22 protein-coding genes are annotated in these 19,045 nt (G+C 64.3%); 8 read left to right on the top strand and 14 right to left on the bottom strand.

All coding sequences use genetic code 11. The features are described from left to right. Positions 1 to 207: 207 nt before the first annotated feature. The 3 genes from AC0L3E_RS10200 to AC0L3E_RS10190 form a co-directional block, all read right to left on the bottom strand. A complete protein-coding gene (locus AC0L3E_RS10200) occupies positions 208 to 1,245 on the bottom strand; it encodes a glycosyltransferase family 9 protein (RefSeq protein ID WP_164898625.1) in 1,038 nt (345 codons plus the stop codon). Between the two features lie 180 nt (positions 1,246 to 1,425). Beyond that, positions 1,426 to 1,881: a cyclic nucleotide-binding domain-containing protein gene (locus AC0L3E_RS10195; RefSeq protein ID WP_023811239.1), complete on the bottom strand. Its 456-nt coding sequence runs from the start codon at positions 1,879 to 1,881 to the stop codon at positions 1,426 to 1,428. A 120-nt stretch (positions 1,882 to 2,001) separates the two neighbouring features. Further along, a complete protein-coding gene (locus tag AC0L3E_RS10190) occupies positions 2,002 to 2,685 on the bottom strand; it encodes a response regulator transcription factor (protein WP_013528898.1) in 684 nt (227 codons plus the stop codon). Between the two features lie 144 nt (positions 2,686 to 2,829). On the opposite strand from AC0L3E_RS10190, the gene AC0L3E_RS10185 reads away from it, so the two are divergent. Next, positions 2,830 to 3,366, top strand: coding sequence for a L,D-transpeptidase family protein (locus AC0L3E_RS10185; protein ID WP_174800339.1), 537 nt, complete (start codon positions 2,830 to 2,832; stop codon positions 3,364 to 3,366). A gap of 78 nt (positions 3,367 to 3,444) precedes the next feature. On the opposite strand, the gene AC0L3E_RS10180 is transcribed toward AC0L3E_RS10185, so the two are convergent. Beyond that, complete coding sequence (locus AC0L3E_RS10180) at positions 3,445 to 3,711, bottom strand: hypothetical protein (protein ID WP_128288542.1); 267 nt, start codon at positions 3,709 to 3,711, stop codon at positions 3,445 to 3,447. A gap of 130 nt (positions 3,712 to 3,841) precedes the next feature. Here AC0L3E_RS10180 and gcvA point away from each other — a divergent pair, with 130 nt between their 5' ends. Beyond that, positions 3,842 to 4,777, top strand: a complete 936-nt coding sequence (gene gcvA / locus AC0L3E_RS10175; RefSeq protein ID WP_473604713.1) for a transcriptional regulator GcvA — start codon at positions 3,842 to 3,844, stop codon at positions 4,775 to 4,777. 143 nt (positions 4,778 to 4,920) lie between these two features. Here the strand turns inward: gcvA and AC0L3E_RS10170 are convergent, their stop codons facing one another. Genes AC0L3E_RS10170 through tsaD form a run of 6 tightly spaced genes read right to left on the bottom strand, consistent with a single transcriptional unit; the run spans position 4,921 to position 8,937 of the window. Further along, entirely contained in the window at positions 4,921 to 5,337 is a 417-nt protein-coding gene (locus AC0L3E_RS10170; protein WP_473604712.1) for a DUF1761 domain-containing protein, read from the bottom strand. 50 nt (positions 5,338 to 5,387) lie between these two features. Then, entirely contained in the window at positions 5,388 to 6,044 is a 657-nt protein-coding gene (locus tag AC0L3E_RS10165) for a class I SAM-dependent methyltransferase (protein ID WP_292566046.1), read from the bottom strand. Beyond that, the gene (locus AC0L3E_RS10160) at positions 6,041 to 6,466 is read right to left on the bottom strand and encodes an EVE domain-containing protein (RefSeq protein ID WP_023811233.1); all 426 of its coding nucleotides are present in this window, start codon (positions 6,464 to 6,466) and stop codon (positions 6,041 to 6,043) included. The genes AC0L3E_RS10165 and AC0L3E_RS10160 overlap by 4 nt, the downstream gene beginning before the upstream one ends. A gap of 37 nt (positions 6,467 to 6,503) precedes the next feature. Continuing rightward, positions 6,504 to 6,800 carry a YciI-like protein gene (locus tag AC0L3E_RS10155; protein WP_127269714.1) on the bottom strand — a complete coding sequence of 99 codons (297 nt, stop codon included), beginning with the start codon at positions 6,798 to 6,800 and terminating at the stop codon, positions 6,504 to 6,506. 32 nt (positions 6,801 to 6,832) lie between these two features. Continuing rightward, the gene (locus AC0L3E_RS10150) at positions 6,833 to 7,855 is read right to left on the bottom strand and encodes an NAD(P)H-dependent glycerol-3-phosphate dehydrogenase (protein WP_473604711.1); all 1,023 of its coding nucleotides are present in this window, start codon (positions 7,853 to 7,855) and stop codon (positions 6,833 to 6,835) included. Beyond that, positions 7,852 to 8,937: a tRNA (adenosine(37)-N6)-threonylcarbamoyltransferase complex transferase subunit TsaD gene (gene tsaD, locus AC0L3E_RS10145; protein WP_473604760.1), complete on the bottom strand. Its 1,086-nt coding sequence runs from the start codon at positions 8,935 to 8,937 to the stop codon at positions 7,852 to 7,854. The genes AC0L3E_RS10150 and tsaD overlap by 4 nt, the downstream gene beginning before the upstream one ends. Positions 8,938 to 9,037: 100 nt before the next feature. Here tsaD and hemC point away from each other — a divergent pair, with 100 nt between their 5' ends. From hemC to AC0L3E_RS10115, 6 genes are all read left to right on the top strand, one after another. After that, positions 9,038 to 9,964 (top strand): hydroxymethylbilane synthase, encoded by a 927-nt coding sequence (hemC, locus tag AC0L3E_RS10140; protein ID WP_473604710.1) that lies wholly within the window; start codon positions 9,038 to 9,040, stop codon positions 9,962 to 9,964. 1 nt (position 9,965) lies between these two features. Further along, positions 9,966 to 10,682, top strand: a complete 717-nt coding sequence (locus AC0L3E_RS10135; protein WP_473604709.1) for a uroporphyrinogen-III synthase — start codon at positions 9,966 to 9,968, stop codon at positions 10,680 to 10,682. Between the two features lie 110 nt (positions 10,683 to 10,792). Beyond that, positions 10,793 to 12,307 (top strand): COG4223 family protein, encoded by a 1,515-nt coding sequence (locus AC0L3E_RS10130; protein ID WP_473604708.1) that lies wholly within the window; start codon positions 10,793 to 10,795, stop codon positions 12,305 to 12,307. Between the two features lie 10 nt (positions 12,308 to 12,317). Then, entirely contained in the window at positions 12,318 to 13,922 is a 1,605-nt protein-coding gene (locus AC0L3E_RS10125; RefSeq protein ID WP_473604707.1) for a heme biosynthesis HemY N-terminal domain-containing protein, read from the top strand. 36 nt (positions 13,923 to 13,958) lie between these two features. Then, a complete protein-coding gene (locus AC0L3E_RS10120) occupies positions 13,959 to 14,438 on the top strand; it encodes a tellurite resistance TerB family protein (protein WP_127268697.1) in 480 nt (159 codons plus the stop codon). 15 nt (positions 14,439 to 14,453) lie between these two features. Further along, positions 14,454 to 15,167, top strand: a complete 714-nt coding sequence (locus tag AC0L3E_RS10115; protein WP_128289993.1) for a glutamine amidotransferase — start codon at positions 14,454 to 14,456, stop codon at positions 15,165 to 15,167. Positions 15,168 to 15,268: 101 nt separating this feature from the next. On the opposite strand, the gene AC0L3E_RS10110 is transcribed toward AC0L3E_RS10115, so the two are convergent. From AC0L3E_RS10110 to AC0L3E_RS10095, 4 genes are all read right to left on the bottom strand, one after another. Next, positions 15,269 to 15,577, bottom strand: a complete 309-nt coding sequence (locus AC0L3E_RS10110) for an NIPSNAP family protein (protein ID WP_027037386.1) — start codon at positions 15,575 to 15,577, stop codon at positions 15,269 to 15,271. Between the two features lie 54 nt (positions 15,578 to 15,631). After that, positions 15,632 to 16,870 (bottom strand): MFS transporter, encoded by a 1,239-nt coding sequence (locus AC0L3E_RS10105; protein ID WP_127268700.1) that lies wholly within the window; start codon positions 16,868 to 16,870, stop codon positions 15,632 to 15,634. Between the two features lie 470 nt (positions 16,871 to 17,340). Then, positions 17,341 to 18,441, bottom strand: coding sequence for a pyridoxal phosphate-dependent aminotransferase (locus tag AC0L3E_RS10100; RefSeq protein WP_473604705.1), 1,101 nt, complete (start codon positions 18,439 to 18,441; stop codon positions 17,341 to 17,343). Between the two features lie 120 nt (positions 18,442 to 18,561). Beyond that, positions 18,562 to 19,023 (bottom strand): Ros/MucR family transcriptional regulator, encoded by a 462-nt coding sequence (locus tag AC0L3E_RS10095; protein ID WP_127270031.1) that lies wholly within the window; start codon positions 19,021 to 19,023, stop codon positions 18,562 to 18,564. Between the last annotated feature and the right edge of the window lie 22 nt (positions 19,024 to 19,045).

The raw sequence follows: 19,045 nt of genomic DNA, 5'->3' as shown, positions 1-19,045 counted from the left end.
GGAACCAAAGTACGACAGCCGCCAGATCTGCCGCCGAGAACTCCGCCTGCATTGTGCCGGTGGTCACCATGGTTGCAGCGCTTCGCCCCACCGAACCCATTGTACCATGGCGTCGATGTTCAGGTGAGGCTGGCCTGCAAATGGCCGACCTGAATCTCAACGCGCTTCGAAGCGCGACCAAATGAATTCAAGTTCAAACGGCGCGCTTCAAGTCTTCATGCATGTCGTTGTCGCGAATTGCTGGGCTGACAGGCCAGCGAGATCCGGCAGATGGGGATGGTCGCGGCGGCGCGTCGCCAGCATGCGTTGCGCCGCTTCGATGATTGTCGGCGCAGGCACATTGGCAACCAGACCGGTTGGACTTGCAAGACGGGATTCGATCACGTCCACGCAGTTCGAAAGCGGCCTCCAACGGGCCATGTTGGCGCCGCCACTGAGGATAACCATCGGCGTCATCACGGTTGCCATGAGATGTGCGGTACCGCCTTCGGCGCCGATGTAAAGATCGGCAAACTCGCCGAGCGCCAGCAAGATGTCACCGATATCGACACCTTCGATCGCGGCGGAATCGACAAGCCGCAGCTTCGGCACGCGCTGAGCCAGTTCAGCCATATCGGGACCATCGCCGGGGGTTTTCACATAGAGAAGGTCCGCCCCGTCGGCGATCAGGCTGTCGGCGATCGCGGCAACCTGATCCGCCGACATGCGCTTGCTGGCGCTGCCGTGCGCAGCGATAAGGATCAACGGAGCATGCTTGCCGTCCGCAAGGCCCCTGGCCGCCGCTCGCGCGATCGGGCCAGGCTCCAGCCGATGATCGAAAGGCAGCCGCTTGCCGGCAAGGCGTTCAATGAGGCGGTGGTAGCGCCAGGCATTGTGCCCGGGTCGTGCTTCAGGCCTTTGGCCCAGGCGCCAGGAAAGGGCGAAAGCCGGAAAGTTTGCCTCATAGGCGATGCCGCGGCCGAGCAGTGATGCCGAGGTTTGAAGCAGCCAACGCGCCGAGATGCGGAAATCGACAACGGCCAATCGCCCCTTGCCCTTGCGGTGATCGGCGACCAGGCGCGCCAGGGGCGTCCGCACATTGATCGCATCGACCAAATGGCCGGCATGGCGATTGAGGCTATGTTCAAGGGACGACGACCGGGTGGTTCCGTAGACGATGAAACTATCGGGGAATGCCGTTCTGGCGGCGCGCAAAGCCGGAATCCGGATCAATCCGTCGCCGAACGCGTCATTGCGGGAATACAAGATAATCGTCTCGTACCGCCCTGACGGCATGGCTCGCTCCCCCCAGGAGCCTGGTGGTGATGGCGCCTGCTGTGCCGGCCGCCTTCGGGGTGCTTTAGGATTTCACCTCATGCCTGTCAACGGACGCTGCCGCGCTTCCGCCTTTGGCCGCGAAACAACAGCTTCGAAGGCGGGCAGCCTTCAGCCGGAGAAGCGCGGGGCCAGTTCCTCGATGCGGCGGATCATCGCCTGAAATTCCTCCGAGATGCGCTGGTGGAGCTTGACCGCGATCTCGGGATATTCCTCCAGGATGCGGCGGAACATCTTGCGGCTGAGCCGCATCACTTCCGAATCGATCTCGGCCGAGGCGCTGGTCAACCGGTTGGTGTCGGCGATCAACGCCAGTTCGCTCAGGATCGTGCCGGGGCCTGCCGTGCCAATCGGGATGCGTTCACCACCCTGCTCCCGGTAGAGCACGATGCGCCCACTGACGACGATATAGGCGGAATCGGCCTCGTCGTCCTCGCGATAAAGCTTGTGGTTGGCAATCAGCCTAGTGTTCTCGGCGCCAAAGGCGAGCAGGCGCAATTGTTCCTGCGTGAAGCCCTCGAAGAGCCTCACGGCGGACAGGACGCGGATGTCGTCATCCAGCGCCATCTAGCTATGTCCCCGAACCGACAGTCCGACTCCTCCTCTGCGAGTTCGATCCAAACCACCCTCCAACTGGATCGTACCCGAAAGCGGCCCCGCCCGACCGCTCATTGGATAATGAAATGTTTAAGGAACCAGCTTGTAGCCGCCGCTTTCTGTCACAAGAATTTCCGCATTGGAAGGATCGCGCTCGATCTTCTGGCGCAGCCGGTAGACATGGGTTTCCAGCGTGTGCGTGGTGACACCGGAATTGTAGCCCCATACTTCCTCGAGCAGCACGTCGCGCGTCACCACCTTCTGGTCGGCGCGATAAAGATATTTGATGATCGAGGCTTCCTTCTCCGTCAGCCGCACCTTGCCGCCGCGCGGGTCGAGCAGCAGTTTCTGGCTGGGCTTGAAAGTATAAGGCCCGACCGAGAAGGTGGCGTCCTCGCTCTGCTCATGCTGGCGCAGCTGCGCCCGAATGCGCGCCAGCAGCACGGCAAAGCGGAACGGCTTCGTCACATAGTCGTTGGCGCCGGCCTCGAGACCAAGAATCGTATCCGAATCGGTGTCGTGGCCGGTCAGCATGATGATGGGCGCCTTGTAGCCGCCCTTGCGCAGGATCTTCACCGCTTCGCGGCCATCCATGTCGGGTAGTCCGACGTCCATGATGAGCAGATCAATGAGGCCGCCGCGCGCTGCGGCGACACCTTTTGCCGCAGTCGATTCCTGCAGCACGTCGAATTCCTCGTAAAGGGATAATTGCTCGACCAGTGTGCCGCGCAGGTCATCATCATCGTCGACGATCAGTATAGTGCGTGAAGTCATGGATCAATCCGTTGTTTTGAAAAGAAAATTCAGTTGACCGCTGCCTGTTTATGCGGAAGCTGACCGGCGCAACAGCCGTTCACAGTGATTTGTTCCGTGGCACGATCATACAAGAAAAAACACGATCGCAATGCAGCCGGCGCAATTTTGCGAAAAGGGCTGCGTGTGCTGACCGTGCGGGCGAGGCCTGGGCATCCAAGCCAGGGCCTGCTGCAGGCCGGGAAAACGGTGTTTGCCTGTGCGTTGGGGCGCGGTGGCATCTCGGCCGGCAAGCGCGAAGGCGATGGCGCCACGCCGCTGGCCGCGATGCGGATACTGTCGGGGTATTTCCGGGGAGATCAGTTCTCCAGCGGCCGCAGGACCCGTCTGGCGATGACGCCGATCGGGCCCGATCTGGGCTGGTGCGAAGTGCCCGACGACCGCAACTACAACAGGCCGGTCAAGATACCCTATGGCGCCAGCCACGAACGCATGCGGCGCGACGACCGGCTCTACGACGCCTGCCTTGTGCTCGACTGGAACCTGTCGCCGCGCCGGCGCGGGCGCGGCAGCGCCATCTTCTTCCATCTGGCGCGCCCCGGCTTCACGCCGACGCAAGGCTGTGTGGCTGTCACGGCGCAAACCATGGCGCGGCTGCTGCCACTGCTGTCGGACCGGACGGTGGTGAGGGTGGTGAGATAGTAGGGGAGTAGGGGAGTAGGCAGTAGGCAGTAGGCAGTAGGCAGTAGGCTACCTGTCGGCGCTGGCTTAAATTTTCCTCTACTGCCTATTCCCTGACCTTCGCGGTCTCTGCCAGCCGATGTCGAGCAGGCCCAGCCGGCCAAGCTCCCTGTCCATTGCGCGAGCGACGTCACGGCGCTCGCCGCCGATATCGCGCAGTTGGCGATCGGAGAGATCCTCGACGTTCTGGTAGGTAATGTCGCGGCGGGCGAGGCGTATCGCGACCCGGGCGTGACGCAGCCAGTCGAGAGTTTCGGCCAGCCAGGCCGGGCGGGGTGTCGATGAATTCAAAACGATGATGGACATGGTGTGCTCCGTTCTCCCCGGATATCAAATCCGGCTTGATGATGTTTCGATGGATGGATGATGCCAGATTGAAATCTCTGCGAGAAACGAGTAGTTTTCTATGGATCATCAAGTTTTATTTGAGGATAGGATGGCTCGTCTTCTGCCCGGGACTCGTGCCTTGAGGACACTGGAAGCAGCGGCCCGGCACCTCAATTTCACCCGCGCCGCCGACGAGCTCGGCCTGACGCCGGCCGCCGTCAGCCATCAGATCAAGGAAATCGAGGATCAACTCGGGCTGGTGCTGTTCACACGCACCAGCCGCACGATCCGGCTCACCGAGGCGGGGACGATGCTGTTCGACGCCTCGGCCGACGCGCTCGACCTGCTTGGCCGGGCCGTTTCGCGGGCGCAAAAGCTGGCGCGCGGCACCGCCCTTTTGAAGGTGACGCTCGACGCGCAGTTCGCGTCAAAATGGCTGATGCGACGCGTCGACGATTTTCGCAAGCATCACCCCGATATCGAATTGCGATTCGACATTGCCTATGAAGTGCGGGATTTCGAACTCGATGACATCGATGTCGGCATCCGTTTCGGCGCCGGCAAATATCCGGGTCTTCGCACCCACCGGCTGTTCGACAACATCCTCATTCCGGTGTGCAGCCCGAGCCTCTTGACGTCCGGTCCGCCGCTGCGTGAGCCGCGCGACCTCTTCAACCACACGCTTGCGCATATCGAATGGTCGCGGCAAGGCGTGACGTGGCCGAACTGGCGGATGTGGATGGCGGCGGCCGGCATCACTGATTTCGACGACAGCCGGACCGTCGTGTTCGGCAACTCCACGGATGCCGTCCAGGCAGCGCTCGACGGCAATGCCGTTGCGCTCGCCGATTTCGCCATGGTGGCGAACGACCTTTCCCAGGGCAGGCTGGTGCAGCCTTTCGAACTCGGCCTGCGGGTGGCGCCCGAGTTCGCCTACTTCCTGGTCTATCCCGAAAATACCGCCGACGATCCACGCATCGTCGCCTTTCGCGAATGGATGCTCGAGGAAGTCGCCAAGACGCGGACCTCGGACAAAGGGCAGTAGGCAGTAGGGCAGTAGGGCAGTAGGGCAGTAGGGCAGTAGGGCAGTAGGGCAGTAGGGCAGTAGGGCAGTAGGGCAGTAGGGATAGGCGTCGGTGCCGTCTGCCCCCTATTCCCCTACTGCCTTACTGCCCTACTGCCTTTGATTCAGCTTGCCGCCGCGCCGAACCAGCCGATCACGGCGCCGATGATCAGCAGCACGCCGAGCCAGTGGCCGCCGTCGATGAGGGTCAGGTCCCAGCCGAAATTCTCGTAGCGATGGTTGACCGAGAGCGTCGTGGCGACGAAACCCAGCCAGAGCACGAAGCCGAAGACAAGTCCGGCGATCCATGTCGGCTCGCCGCCGGTCATCGCGCCGACGACCAGGGCCAATATGGTGGCCATGACCAGTTCGGCGATGAAGCTGATGACGAAGGGCAGCGGCGACTTCTTCATCATCGCCGGATCGAGCTTGGCGGCCTTCAGCCACGCCTTGCTCAGGCCCATGTACCAGGCGGCGCCGAACAGCCATGCGACGATCGCGGCGGCGACCACCGCCAGCCAGTTCACTGCTGAAAGATCCATGAGCTCCCCCTCTGATCTGTATGTGATGGAACGCCTGTTCGGCGATCGCGTCAAGCGAACCGCCAGACCGTCGTGCACTTGACCAGCGCATCCTCCAGCGCCCGCGTGACGGCCACTTCATACACAGAAAGCGGCTCCAGCCCTGTCTTCGGCAGATACGACCGTCCGGGATCGCCGATGAGGATCTCAGCGCCGCGCGCCTTCAGCGTTGCGAACCATGGCATCAGCCGGTCCGCGAAAGATTTGTCGTAGAAAACATCACCGGCCAGGACCACGTCCCAACCTGCATCGGTGCCGATGCAATCCGTGCCGAGGAATTCGGTCCCGACACCGTTGATGTCGCTGTTGAGCCGGATCGCGGTGGCACAGAACGGATCGATGTCGGCTGCGATCACCTTGGCGGCACCTGCCTTGGCGGCGGCGATGGCGACAAGACCGGAGCCGGAAGCGAAGTCGAGCACACGCTTGCCCCGCACCGTGCCGGGATTGTCCAGGACATAACGGGCAAGGCCCTGGCCGCCGGCCCAGGCAAAGGCCCAGAAAGGCGGCGGCAGGCCGATCTCGACCAGCTCATCCTCGGTCCGCTGCCATAGATCATGCGCTTCGTCGGCGAGATGAAGCAGGATTTCCGGCACGTGCGGCGGCGCCATCAGCGCCGTGTTGTCGAGAATGAATTGCCTCGCGCTGTTGGGCGTCAGCGCCGTCACGGAGCCGGCGTCAAGCCGCCCATGCGGCAGACTTCCTTCCACTCGGCCGGCGTCACCGGCTGCACGGAAAGCCGGCCCAGCCGCACCAGCGCCATGTCGGCAAGCTTCGGATTGGCCTTGACCTGTTCCAACGTCGGCGGGTTCGGCACATCCCTTACGGCGCGGATGTCGACGCATTCCCAGCGCGGATCGTCCGAGGTGGTGTCGGGATGGGCAAGCGCGCAGACTTCAGCGATGCCGACGACGTTCAGCCCCTCGTTGGAATGGTAGAAGAAGCCGAGATCGCCGATCTGCATCGCCTTCATGTTGTTGCGCGCGGCGTAGTTGCGCACGCCGTCCCATTGCGTGCCGGCCTTGCCCTTGGCCTTCAGCATCTCGAAGGAGAACTTGAATGGCTCGGATTTGAACAGCCAGTAGTTCATGTCTTTCTCCTCCTAGGCGTCGCGCGGGCGACCGGGATTAACTAGCCGCCGGCTTGTTGAACGTCCAGTTCCACGGGCGGATTTCGACGCTTTCGAACAGCCCGGCCTTGGCGTAGGGGTCGGCCGCCGAAAGAGCCTGGGCGCCAGCCAGGTCGGACGCTTCGACGACCACGAGGCTGCCATTGGGCTTGCCCTCGGCATCAAGAAACGGACCGGCGAAGGCCAGCTTCTTGTCGCCGTTCAACCCTTCGAGAAAGGCGATATGCTCGGGCCGCGTGTCGAGGCGCACCTGCAGGCTTCCGGGCTTGTCCTTGCAAATCACAGCAAACAGCATCTTTTTCTCCTGATCGTTCAAAGTCGTGGGGATCAATCGTTGGTTTCGGTCTTCAGCGGCCGGGTCATCAACGCCGTCACAGCCTGCCGGACGGTGATGGCACCGTCCAGTATGGCGGCGACGGCGGCAATGATCGGCGCGTCGATGTTGCGCTCGGTGGCGATGCGGGCAGCGATCGCCGCCGTCGGCACGCCTTCGGCGAGCGGCAATCCGGCAAGCGGCTTGCCTTGGCCGAGCGTCAGGCCATAGGCGAAATTGCGCGACTGGGTGGACGAGCAGGTCAGCAGCAGGTCGCCAAGGCCGGAAAGCCCCATCAGCGTTTCGGGCCTGGCGCCGAAGGCAGCGCCGATGCGGCGCAGTTCGACAAAGCCGCGCGTTACCATGGCGGCCTGGGCGCTGGCACCGAGACCCGCCCCAGTGACGGCACCTGCGGCAATGGCAAAGACGTTCTTCAAGGCGCCGCCGATCTCGACGCCGATCAGGTCGTCGTTCGAATAGCAGCGCAGGTTTTCGGCGGAAAAGCGGGCGGCGAGATCGGCGGCCAATGCCTCGTCGCGGGCAGCGACCACAACGGCCGTCGGCAGGCCGCGGGCGACGTCGGTGGCGAAGCTCGGACCCGACAGAGCGGCAACGGGATTTAGCGGCAGGATTTCTTCGACGATCGCCGACAGCAAGGCGCCGGTCTCGCTTTCGATGCCCTTGGCACACAGAACCAGCGGGACACCGGCCGGCATATGGTCCTTCGCTGCCGCCAGAGTAGTCCGCAGCGACTGGGCCGGCGTCACCGCCAGCACGCAGTCGGCACCGTCGAGCGCGGCCTGGATGTTGCTCGTCGCCACGATGCCCGGCTGGAGCGTAATGCCCGGCAGATAGCGTGGATTTTCGCCACGGTCGATCGCGGCGACGGTCTCCGGGTCGCGCGCGTAAAGGCGAACAAAATGCCCGGCGCGCAGCATGGCCAAGGCCAAGGCAGTGCCCCAGGCCCCGCCGCCGAGCACGGCAACGCGCCAGCCGGTTGGCGCGGTGTCATTGCCGCTCATTGCCCGCTCGTTCATGCCTTGGCTCCGCGCCGGCCGGAGCCGACCATCGGCGCCGAGATGCTATCCAGCGGCCAGCGCGAGCGCGGCACGAAATCGAAGCCGTTCTCCTGCGCCATGCCGGCGCGCAGCCGCTCGATGCCGGCCCAGGCGATCATCGCCGCATTGTCGGTGCAAAGCTTCAGCGGTGGTGCAATGAAGGTGAAGCCGGTCTCGGCACAGAGCCGCTCCAGCATGATCTTGATCGTGCGGTTGGCGGCGACACCACCGGCAACGACGAGGGCCGGGTTTTTCGTGCCGGGAAATGTCTCGCGAAAGCGCGTCAGCGCGCGGGAGACGCGGTCGGCCAGCGCATCGGCCACCGCCGCCTGGAACGAAGCGCAGATGTCGGCGACGTCCTGATCGCTCAGCGGCGCAATGGCGCTCGCCGCCTGGCGCACGGCGGTCTTGAGGCCGGAGAAGGAGAAGTCGGGCTGCGCCGAGCCCTTCATCGGGCGCGGAAAGGCAAAGCGCGAGGCATTGCCGGCCTGTGCCGCTTTCTCGACATTCGGTCCGCCGGGATAGGGCAGGCCGAGCATCTTGGCCGTCTTGTCGAAGGCTTCGCCGAGCGCGTCGTCGATGGTCGTTGCCCAGCGCTGGTAATCGCCGACGCCGCGCACGGCGACGATTTGCGTATGGCCGCCGGAGACCAGCAGCAAGAGATAGGGAAAGTCGAGCCCGTCGGTCAGCCTTGCGGTCAGGGCATGGCCTTCGAGGTGGTTGATGGCGATCAGCGGCTTGTTCGCCGCAGCGGCAATCGCCTTGGCCGTCATCAGCCCGACGATCAGCCCGCCGACCAGGCCGGGACCGGCGGTGGCGGCAATCGCGTCGATATCGGCGAGTGCTGTGCCCGAATCGGCAAGCGCCGCTTCGATGATGCCGTCCAGCGCCTCGACATGGGCGCGCGCGGCGATTTCCGGCACGACGCCGCCGAAAGCGGCATGCTCCTCGATCTGGCTGAGCACGATGTTGGACAGGATTTTTGGCGCGGCGTCGCTGTCGATGGCCACCACGCTGGCGGCGGTCTCGTCACAACTCGTCTCTATGCCCAGCACGCGGATCAATTCGTCGCTGTCCCTAAAGATTGTATCATGGGCCTTTCCCCGTTAGGAGAACCCCGGAAAAGCCTCGCTTGCCGGGGGTTATCACGGACTGCGCGCCATGCAAACAATCTTGAGAATCGGAACACGCGGCAGCCCGCTGGCGCTGGCACAGGCGCATCAAGCGCAGGCGCGGCTGATGGCCGCGCATGGCATGCCGGCGGAGGCGTTCGAGGTGGTCGTCATCTCGACCAGCGGCGACCGCATCCAGGACCGGCCGCTGTCGGAAGCCGGCGGCAAGGGCCTGTTCACCAAGGAGATCGAGGAGGCGCTGCTGGCGGGCCGGATCGACATCGCCGTGCATTCGTCGAAGGACATGCCGACGCAACTGCCCGACGGTCTCGAACTCTCGGCCTTCCTGCCGCGCGAGGATGCACGCGACGCCTTTGTCGGCAAGGCGGCGAAGACGATCGCCGAACTGCCGCGCGGGGCGAAAGTGGGGTCGTCGTCGCTGCGGCGGCAAGCGCTGATCCGCCGGATGCGGCCGGATCTCGACGTGGTGATGTTCCGCGGCAATGTGCAGACGCGGCTGCGCAAGCTCGAAGAAGGCGTCGCCGCCGGCACGATCCTGGCCTATGCCGGGCTGAAGCGGCTTGGGCTCGAGCATGTCGTCACCGATCTGATACCGCTCGATGTCTTCCCGCCGGCGCCGGGGCAAGGTGCGATCGGCATCGAAACTCGTATCGGCGACCGCGATGTCGAAAAAATGCTGGCAGCCGTCCATGATGTGCCGACCGGCCAGGCGCTGGCCTGCGAGCGTGCCTTCCTGGCGGCGCTCGATGGCTCCTGCCGCACACCGATCGCCGGCTATGCGGCGATCGAGGCCGGAAAACTGTCTTTTGCCGGGCTGATCATCTCGCCCGACGGCATGCAGTCGCACACGGTCGAGCTGCAGGGGCCGGCGCAAGACGCCGCCCGCATCGGCGGTGAAGCGGCCCGGAGCGTGCGCGCCAAGGCCGGCGAAAAGTTCTTCGACGGCTGGCTCTGAAATGCTTCGCGTCCTGGTGACGAGGCCGGAACCGGGTGCTTCGCGCACAGCGCATCGGCTTGAGGAGGCAGGTTTTCAGCCGATTCTTTTGCCCCTGACCGAAACAAAGGCGTTGCCCGTCGCCGCCGGACTGATCCCGGACAATGCCGTCGCGGTGGCCGTCACCAGCGCCAATGCCATGCGTCATGCGCCGGAAGAAATCATCGCGACGCTCGCCGCCTTGCCTTGTCATGCGGTCGGCAAAAGGACGGCGCAAGCGGCGCGTCGAGCGGGGTTTTTGTCGGTCAGTGAAGGCCCGGGCGATGCGGAGGCGCTGGCCGACAGTCTCGCCGTCGATTTTTCTGGAAAGACGATTGTCTACCTCTGCGGACGCGTGCGTTTTCCGGCGTTCGAACAGAGGCTCGGGACGGCGGGCGTTCGGGTCCACGCCGTCGAGACTTATGACACGCTGACAATGGGGTATTCGGACGAAGTCATCCTCGAACGCCTGTCGGGGCAACCTGCCGACGCGGTGTTGCTCTATTCAGCCAAGGCGGCGGCGGCGATGCAGACCTTGGCAAGACGGCCCGCTCTGCGCGGTCTCTTCGAAAAAACATGGGTTTTTGCGCTTTCCACTCGCATCGCGGCAGCCTTCGACGGTGTCGCCAGCGAAAGGATCCGCATTGCCGCGCAGCCCGACGAGGATGTGCTGCTGGCGCTTTTGCAGGCGCCGCGCTGAGCCGCGTCATCACACCGCCCCTTTTCACCGCTTGGTGATGTGCTAGACCCTTTCTGAACCATCATGCGCCGCCAGGCGTTGAGACGAAGCGAATTGTGCGGAGCCCAGGCATGGTCAAGACGCCGAAGATGCGACACTCGAAAAGCCGCCGCGAGCCGGTGACCATCGATCTCGAGCCGGGCGCCGTCTCACGCATCGCCGACGAGGACGCCGCCACGCAGGAGGCCCGGACAGACGAGGCGAAGGCCGAGGAAGCAGCGAACGCTTCGCAGCCCGAGGTTCCCGAAGAGCCGGTTCACGCCGACCAGACCGATCTCGAGCCCTGGGAGCATACCGAGGCCAAGGCCGAGCCGGAGCAGCCGCCGGCAGCGGCGACAAAGCCCGCTAGCGAGGCCGAGATCCCCTATCCCGGATCGTCCCACGGTCCCGGATCATCCGACGAGCCCGGATCGTCCGATGCGCCGGCCGGCAAGACCAAAGCTTACGATTATAGTTTCGAGGACGCATCGGCGAAGCGCACGCAGACCGACGGCAGCAAGGCAAAAACCGAGACACGGGACGAGAAAATGGCGCCAGCCCCTGAAAAGCGCGGCGGCCTCAACGGCATCGCCGCCGGCATCATCGGCGGCGTCATCGCGCTGGTCGGCGCCGGCGGGCTGCAATTTGCCGGCCTGCTTGGCGCGCCGGGTTCCGGTGCCGGCGTCTCGCTCGATAGCGTCAACGGCGACATCGCCTCGCTGAAGACCGAAATCGCCGGTTTGAAGGACGCCGGCGTCAACGGTGATGGAGCGGCCAAGATGGTCGGCCTGTCCTCGGGCCTTGAACAGGTCAAGGCCGATGTGGCGGCGCTGAAATCGGCTGTCGAGAAAGGTGGAGCAGGCGACGCAGCCGGGGTCGCCGCACTGGGCGACAAGGTCGGGCAGATCGAGACGGCGGTCGCCGCCCTCGGCAAGGCCGGCAGCTCGGCGCCGGTCGATCTCGGTCCGCTCAACGAGAAACTGGCTGGCCTCGACGCGCTGGTGAAGTCGGCCGGCGAGGCTACGACGGCGCAGGAGGGCCGGCTGACAGCGCTGGAGCAGTCTGTGTCGCAGCTGTCCGGCAAGGTCGAGGCGGCGGCGGGGCAGCCGAAGGTCGCGCTTGCCATCGCGGCGTCGGCCTTGAAGGCGGCGCTCGAGCGTGGCGGGCCGTTTTCGGCCGAACTCGAAACCCTCGCGGCAATTTCGCCCGATGCGCCGCAGCTTGCGGCACTGCGCCCCTATGCTGAAAAGGGCGTCCCGACCCGCGCCGAGATCGCATCGCAGGCTGATGCCGCCGCCAATGCCATGGTCACTGCCGCGACGCCCGTCGATGAGAATGCCGGCTTCCTGCAGAATCTGATGTCGAGCGCCGAATCGCTGGTCAAGGTCAGGCCGATCGGCGCCGTCGAAGGCGCCGGCGCACCGGAAACCGTCGCGCGCATGGAGGTGGCGGTCAACCAGGGCGACTACGCGAAGGCACTCAGCGAGTATGAAACGCTGCCCGAGGCCGCCAAGGCCGCTGGCGCGGACTTTGCCGGCAAGCTGAAGGCACGCATCGAGGTCGAAACCCAGGTCGATGCGCTGATCTCGGGCGCGATGAAGGCATGAGGGCAACACAATGATCCGCCTGCTCGCCTTCCTCATCGTCGTTTTCGCGCTCGGGCTGGGCTTTGCCTGGCTGGCCGACCGGCCGGGCGACATGGTCGTCACTTTCAACGGCTATCAATACCAGGTCAGCCTGATGGTGGCGGCGGTGGCCGTCGTTGCCGTGGTCGCCGCGGTGATGATCCTGTGGTGGCTGCTCAAGTCGCTGTGGAACAGCCCCTACACCATCTCGCGCTATTTCCGTGTCCGCCGCCGCGATCGTGGCTATCAGGCGTTGTCGACCGGCATGATTGCCGCCGGCGCCGGTGATGGCGCGCTGGCCCGCAAGAAGACCAAGGAAGCCGCCAAGCTGATCCGTTCCGACCAGGAGCCGCTGATCCACCTGCTGGAAGCGCAGGCGTCGCTGCTCGAAGGCGATCATGAAGGCGCGCGACAGAAATTCGAGAGCATGCTCGACGATCCCGAAATGCGGCTGCTGGGCTTGCGCGGGCTTTATCTGGAAGCCGAACGGCTCGGCGACCGCAACGCCGCCAGGCATTATGCCGGCCGTGCCGTGGTGATGGCGCCGCAGCTGGCCTGGGCAGCGGAATCGACGCTGGAAGAGCTGACCGCGCGCGGCGACTGGGACGGCGCCCTGAAACTGGTCGACGCGCAGAAATCGACACGGCAGATCGAACGCGATGCCGCCAACCGCCGCCGCGCCGTGCTGTTGACCGCCAAGGCGCAGGCGCTTGCCGACAGCGATCCCGCCGCCGCCAGGACTGCGGCGATCGAGGCCAACAAGCTGCGGCCGGACTTCGCGCCCGCCGCCGTTGCCGCCGCGGCCGCATTGTTCAAGCAGAACGATGTGCGCAAGGGCTCGAAGATACTCGAGGCGGCCTGGAAGGCCGAGCCGCATCCGGAAATCGCCGAGCTCTATACCCATGCAAGGCCGGGCGACGCCGTGCTCGACCGCCTCAACCGGGCGAAGAAGCTGCAGGAAATGAAGAAAAACCACGCCGAATCGTCGATGACGGTGGCGCGCGCCGCGCTCGACGCACAGGACTTCTCGACCGCCCGCCGCGAGGCCGAGGCGGCGATCCGGATGGACCGCCGCGAGGGCGCCTATCTGCTGCTCGCCGACATCGAGGAGGCCGAGACCGGCGATCAGGGCAAGGTGCGGCAGCTGCTGTCCAGGGCGGTGCGGGCGCCGCGCGATCCGGCCTGGGTCGCAGACGGCGTGGTATCGGAACGCTGGGCGCCGGTGTCGCCGATCACCGGCCGGCTCGACGCCTTCGAGTGGCGTGCGCCGATGGAGCGTCTCGGCCAGTTGATCGACAGCCATGACGACATGCCAGCCGGTGCGGCGCCGGTCATCGAAGCATTGGCGAAGCCGACGAGCGAAAAAGGGCCGATCGAGGTGATCGATGACGCCGGTGGCGAGACGTCGGCGGGCAAGCAAGCTGAAAGTCGCGAAGAAGATCATGTCAGGCCGATCACGGCAGCGGCCTTCGCCGCGGTGCCGAGCGATGCCGAGGGCGTCGATCCGGCCGAGGAGCTTGCGCGGTTGCCGGACGATCCCGGCGTCGATCCGGACGAGGAAGCGGAGAAATCGCCGCGCCGGTTTCGGCTGTTTTGAGTTGGGCAGGCCGTCAGGCCGTTGGGGTATGGATCTATGTTTGAACGCGTTCTGTCGTTTCTCAGGGATTTGCCGGCCGGCGCTGGCACTCGTGCCAGCACGGACGATCCGCGCATCGCCGCCTCGGCGCTGCTCTACCATGTGATGAATGCCGATGGCGTGCGCCAGGATGTCGAGTGGGAACGGTTCAAGGCGGTGCTGGCGGAGAGCTATTCGATCAGCGGCACGGAACTTGAGGCGCTTGCCGCCGCCGGCGAGCGGGCCGACAATGAGGCGATCGATCTCTATGCCTTCACCAGTGTCCTGAAGCGCCATCTCGATGCCGATGCGCGCAAGGCCTTCATCGGCCTGATGTGGGAAATCGTCTATGCCGACGGCGAGTTGCACGAGCTCGAGGACAACACCGTCTGGCGCGTCGCCGAGCTGATCGGCGTCGAACGCCATGATCGCGTCGAGGCGCGCCGCAAGGCAGCGGCGCACGCGCCCGGCGCCACCGGAACATCGAGCGACGAATAGGATCTTCGCCTTCCCATGCCGCGCCAAACGAGTTCGAAGCCAAAGATACTGATCGTGCTGCATCAGGAGAGTTCGAGCCCAGGGCGTGTCGGCCACATGTTGCTGGAAGAAGGGTTCGACCTCGATATCCGCCGGCCGCCGCTTGGCGACGCCTTGCCCGAAACACTGGACGGCCACGCCGGCACGGTGGTGTTCGGCGGCCCGATGAGCGCCAATGACGAGGACGAGTTCGTTCGCCGCGAGACCAACTGGCTGGAAATACCGCTGAGGGAGAACCGGCCATGTCTCGGCATCTGTCTCGGCGCACAGATGCTGGTCAACTGTCTCGGCGGCAAGGTCGAAGGACACGGCGAAGGGCTGGTCGAGGTCGGCTGGTATCCGCTGAAGGCGACCGAAGCCGGCAAGCAACTGATGCACTGGCCGGAGATGGTCTACCAGTTCCACCGCGAGGGTTTTTCGCTGCCCAGGGACGCGACGCTGCTGGCGACAGCCGAGACCTATCCCAACCAGGCCTTCCGCTACGGCGACAATGCCTGGGGCATCCAGTTCCATGGCGAACTGACCAGGGTGATGATGCAGCGCTGGGTGGTGCGCGGCGCGCATCGCTTCGAATTGCCCGGTGCCCAGCCCGGCCGCGATCATCTCGGCGGCCGGCTGATCTGGGACATGCATCTCAAGCGCTGGCTGGACGAGTTCCTGCGGATGATTTTCGGCAAGCCGAGCAGATAGCTAATGCATGTCGCCCAAAAGCGACCTCGGTTTTGGGAAAACGACATGCATAAAACAAGACCTAAAGCGCGGCGCGTGAATCTGTTTCGACGCGACGCGCTTTAAGGTTCGAGCACCGGCCGCAGGAAGCTGCGCTCGTAGCTGAGAATGCTGCGATTGCGTTTTTCCATTTCAAACACTTCCTGGCATTCCGGGTCGGCAGCCATACGCTTGCGATAGACCTCGTAGTCGGCGAGGCTCGGGAAGCTGAACATGGCAAAAGCGATATTGCTCGCCCCCTCGCTCGGAAGGAAATAGCCGTGATGGTTTCCGCCGAGGCGGTTGACCAGAGCTATCCAGCGACGGCCATAATCTTCGAACTCGGCAAGCTTGTAGGGGTCGATGACATATTTCAGGTAGCAAGTGATCATGAGAGCTCCTGTGGCACGGGGGCGGGGCATTTTGGCTTGTCAACTGGAGGAAGATCAGTTGCGTCCGTCGAGATGGCGCACCTTGCGCAGTTGCGGGAACAGCACCATCCACAGGCCCGCTACGGCGATGGCGCCGATGCCGCCGATCACCACGGCCGGCACCGTGCCGATCAGCGCGGCCATCGTGCCGGCGCGGAATTCGCCGACCTCGTTGGAGGCGCCGACAAAGACCTGGTTGACGGCGTTGACGCGGCCGCGCACATGGTCGGGCGTCCACAGCTGAATTAGCGTTTCCCTGATGTAGACGCTGAACATATCGGTGGCGCCAAGGAAGACCAGCGCCACGATCGACAGCCAGGTGATGGTGGAAAGGCCGAACAGCACGGTGAAGGCGCCGAACGAGGCGGCGGCGACCAGCATGATCATGCCCGCGTGGTTGCGAAGCGGATGCCCGGCCAGCCAGATGGCGACGCAAATGGCGCCGATGCTGGGCGCCGAGCGCAGCAGGCCGAGGCCCCAGGGGCCGAGCTGGAGGATGTCGCGCGCATAGACCGGCAGCAGCGCCGAGGCGCCGGACAGGAGCACGGCGAACAGATCGAGCGAGATGGCGCCGAGCACGATCTTCTCGCTCCAGATGTAGCTGAACCCGCCGAGCAGGTGCTGCATCGTCGGCTTTTCCGACTCGGTCCGCTGCGACGGCTTCGGAATGGTGAAGATCAGCAGCCCGGACACGAGCATCAGGACGGCGGCGGTTCCGTAGGCCGCTTCCGGCGACACGCCGTAGAGCAGGCCGCCGGCGACCGGGCCGACGATGGTCGCCGTCTGCCAGGCCGATGAATTCCAGGCGATGGCGTTGGCGAAATCCTGAGGCGGCACCAGATTGGCGAACAGCGAGGCGGAGGCCGGACCGAAAAAGGCGCGGGCGACGCCGAACATGGCAAGCACGCAGAAGATCGGCAGCGGCCCGCTGATACCGCGCAGCGTCAGGAACAGCAGCGCCAGCGCGCACATCGCCTCCACCACGACCGCCAGCGCCATGATCAGGCGGCGGCCGAAGCGATCAGCGACGACGCCGGTGACCAGCACCAGAAGCAGCGACGGCAGGAACTGGACGATGCCGACAAGGCCGAGATCGAGCGGGTCGCGGGTCAAATCGTACATCTGCCAGCCGACCGCGACGGACACGATCATGGTGGCGAATGTGGTGAGGAAACGCGCCGCCCAATAGCTCAGGAAGGACCGATGGCGGAACGCGGCATAGCGCTGGTCCGGCGATATCTGTTCTGCTGTCATGATTTAAGAGGCCCCGTTCGAATGGCATCAGCTGGCGGGGCACTTCCACGATGGGCGCTGGTCCGGCTGGCGGAACTTTTAGCTCAGTTCGCAGCGGATATGCGTCAAAATCAGTGCTGGATCAAGGAATTTTCAGCCTAAAGCGCGTCGCGACTTTTGAGCGAGATGCATTAGCGCTACTGCGTCATGAGTTTCTGGCCGAACGCGGCAATCGTTGACGTTGGCGCTGCCCCTCACTGTCCTGCCGGACATCTCTCCCCGTATAGTGACGGGGAGAGCGGGGCTGGCCGCGACGCCGGCATTCTTCCCGCAACGCTGGAGATTGGCGAAATCGCCGATGACAGCACCCCTCTCCCCGTCACTATACGGGGAGAGGATGCCGGCAGGCAGGTGAGGGGCGGCGCAGACGCTGGCCACTATGAACGGTCGCTGTGACGCAGTAGCATCAACCGGTCGCTGGCACGGGAAACTTACTGCCGCAGCGCGACGGAAATGGCGTCGAGGCCGCCACGCAATTCGGCTTCCGTCGGCCAGCCGAAGCCGACGCGGAAGAAGCGTTTTTCCATCTCGAACCAGTGGCCGGGTCCGACATAGGTGCCATGGTTTTCCAGCAGGTTCACATAGAACCGGTCGAGGTCGAAGCCGGTTTCGACATTGAGGCGCGGGAAGCCTACGACGCCGCCTTCGGGCCTGATCCAGTCGACCAGCGGTTCGCGATCGATCCAGGCCTGGACGATGTCACGGCGCTTCGCCATTTCAGGCAGCAATGTCGCCAGGAAGACGTCCCGGCGCTCGAGCATGCCGCGGGCAATGCCTTCGTCGATGACGCTGCCGCAAATGCCGATCTGCTCCTTGGCGGCGAGGAATTTCTCCTGAAGCTCAGCGTCCCGGGTGATCAGCCAGCCGATGCGGATGCCGGGAATGCCGAAGGCCTTGGACAATGACGAGACGCTGATCGCCTTCGGGCTGAGTGAGGCAGCCGTCGGCAGCCGCCGGCCGTAGGAAAGGTCGCGATAGGTCTCGTCGACCAGCAGACGGCAGCCGCGAGCCTCGGCAAGCGCCACCAGCGCATCGAGTTCGGCTCGGCTCATCATCGTGCCGGTCGGGTTGTGCGGGCAGGTGACGCTGATCAGCTTCGTGTCCGGCCGCAGCGCCGCCTTGACGCGTTCGACATCGATGGCGAAGCCTTCCTCGAAGGCCAGGTCGACAAAGCTGATGGCGCAGCCGATCGCCCTTGGGGTTTCGATGTTGGTGGCGTAGTTGGGCCTGATGACGACGAGATGGTCGTTGGCCGACAAGAGCGAGGTCGAGATGATGAACAGCGCGCCCGCGGCACCGGCAGTGACCAGGACATCATCCGGCGAAATGCCGGCATCCTGCGCCGAGATCAGTGCACGCAACTGCTTGTCGCCGCGATGCTCGCCATAGAAAAGCGTGAGATCAGGCAGCGACAGGCCGATGTCGGAGAGCTTCTGGTCGGCGATCGAACTTTCCGAAAGATTGTAGCGGATACGGTCGTAGCCGTATTCTTCCGGCGCTTCTTTCTCGATCACCATCCTGGTGTAGTTCATGGCTTCCCCCAAAGACCTTGTCCGGTCCATCCAAGCCATAAAAACATGAAGCCTGCCAAGGCGAATTCGCCGGCAGGCTTCTGTTCCAGTCGTCCTAACTGTTGGCTCAGGACTGAATATTCAGGCCGAGGCCTTGGCCTTCCTGCCCTTGGCGGGTGCCTTCACGGGGGCAGCCTTGCGGCCGAGGCCGATGGATTTCGCCAGCAGCGAACGCGAGGCCGCGTAGTTGGGAGCGACCATCGGATAGTCCGACGGCAAGCCCCATTTGGCGCGATAGGCGTCCGGTGTCAGGCCGAAATGCACGCCCAGGTGACGCTTCAGCGATTTGAACTTCTTGCCGTCTTCGAGGCAGATGATGAAATCGGGTGTCACCGACTTCTTGGGGTTGACCGCCGGGACCAGGGGGGCAGCCACCGGGACCGCAGGCTTGCCGAGCGCGTTTATCGAGGCGCTGACGCTGGCGATGAGGTCGGCCAGGCCGGAGGCGGGCAAGCGGTTCTTCTCGACGTAAGCGGACACGATGTGAGCGGTCAGCTCGAGCAGATCGATGTCTTTACGGGCACTGTTGCTATCGTCGGTCACTCTATTTCTCCGTCTACAGCGA

It is taken from the genome of Mesorhizobium sp. WSM4822, assembly GCF_055811155.1.
This window is presented reverse-complemented; position numbering and strand designations above follow the sequence as displayed.

Excerpts from the sequence above, each read along its gene's own strand:
- AC0L3E_RS10125 (WP_473604707.1), top strand. The coding sequence starts at position 12,318 with ATGATCCGCCTGCTCGCCTTCCTCATCGTCGTTTTCGCGCTCGGGCTG.
- AC0L3E_RS10135 (WP_473604709.1), top strand. The coding sequence starts at position 9,966 with ATGCTTCGCGTCCTGGTGACGAGGCCGGAACCGGGTGCTTCGCGCACA.
- AC0L3E_RS10155 (WP_127269714.1), bottom strand. The coding sequence starts at position 6,800 with ATGCTGTTTGCTGTGATTTGCAAGGACAAGCCCGGAAGCCTGCAGGTG.
- AC0L3E_RS10120 (WP_127268697.1), top strand. The coding sequence starts at position 13,959 with ATGTTTGAACGCGTTCTGTCGTTTCTCAGGGATTTGCCGGCCGGCGCT.
- AC0L3E_RS10110 (WP_027037386.1), bottom strand. The coding sequence starts at position 15,577 with ATGATCACTTGCTACCTGAAATATGTCATCGACCCCTACAAGCTTGCC.
- AC0L3E_RS10180 (WP_128288542.1), bottom strand. The coding sequence starts at position 3,711 with ATGTCCATCATCGTTTTGAATTCATCGACACCCCGCCCGGCCTGGCTG.
- AC0L3E_RS10170 (WP_473604712.1), bottom strand. The coding sequence starts at position 5,337 with ATGGATCTTTCAGCAGTGAACTGGCTGGCGGTGGTCGCCGCCGCGATC.
- AC0L3E_RS10105 (WP_127268700.1), bottom strand. The coding sequence starts at position 16,870 with ATGACAGCAGAACAGATATCGCCGGACCAGCGCTATGCCGCGTTCCGC.
- AC0L3E_RS10100 (WP_473604705.1), bottom strand. The coding sequence starts at position 18,441 with ATGAACTACACCAGGATGGTGATCGAGAAAGAAGCGCCGGAAGAATAC.
- AC0L3E_RS10190 (WP_013528898.1), bottom strand. The coding sequence starts at position 2,685 with ATGACTTCACGCACTATACTGATCGTCGACGATGATGATGACCTGCGC.
- AC0L3E_RS10150 (WP_473604711.1), bottom strand. The coding sequence starts at position 7,855 with ATGAACGAGCGGGCAATGAGCGGCAATGACACCGCGCCAACCGGCTGG.
- AC0L3E_RS10160 (WP_023811233.1), bottom strand. The coding sequence starts at position 6,466 with ATGAACTACTGGCTGTTCAAATCCGAGCCATTCAAGTTCTCCTTCGAG.
- AC0L3E_RS10130 (WP_473604708.1), top strand. The coding sequence starts at position 10,793 with ATGGTCAAGACGCCGAAGATGCGACACTCGAAAAGCCGCCGCGAGCCG.
- AC0L3E_RS10195 (WP_023811239.1), bottom strand. The coding sequence starts at position 1,881 with ATGGCGCTGGATGACGACATCCGCGTCCTGTCCGCCGTGAGGCTCTTC.
- AC0L3E_RS10115 (WP_128289993.1), top strand. The coding sequence starts at position 14,454 with ATGCCGCGCCAAACGAGTTCGAAGCCAAAGATACTGATCGTGCTGCAT.
- gcvA (WP_473604713.1), top strand. The coding sequence starts at position 3,842 with ATGGCTCGTCTTCTGCCCGGGACTCGTGCCTTGAGGACACTGGAAGCA.
- hemC (WP_473604710.1), top strand. The coding sequence starts at position 9,038 with ATGCAAACAATCTTGAGAATCGGAACACGCGGCAGCCCGCTGGCGCTG.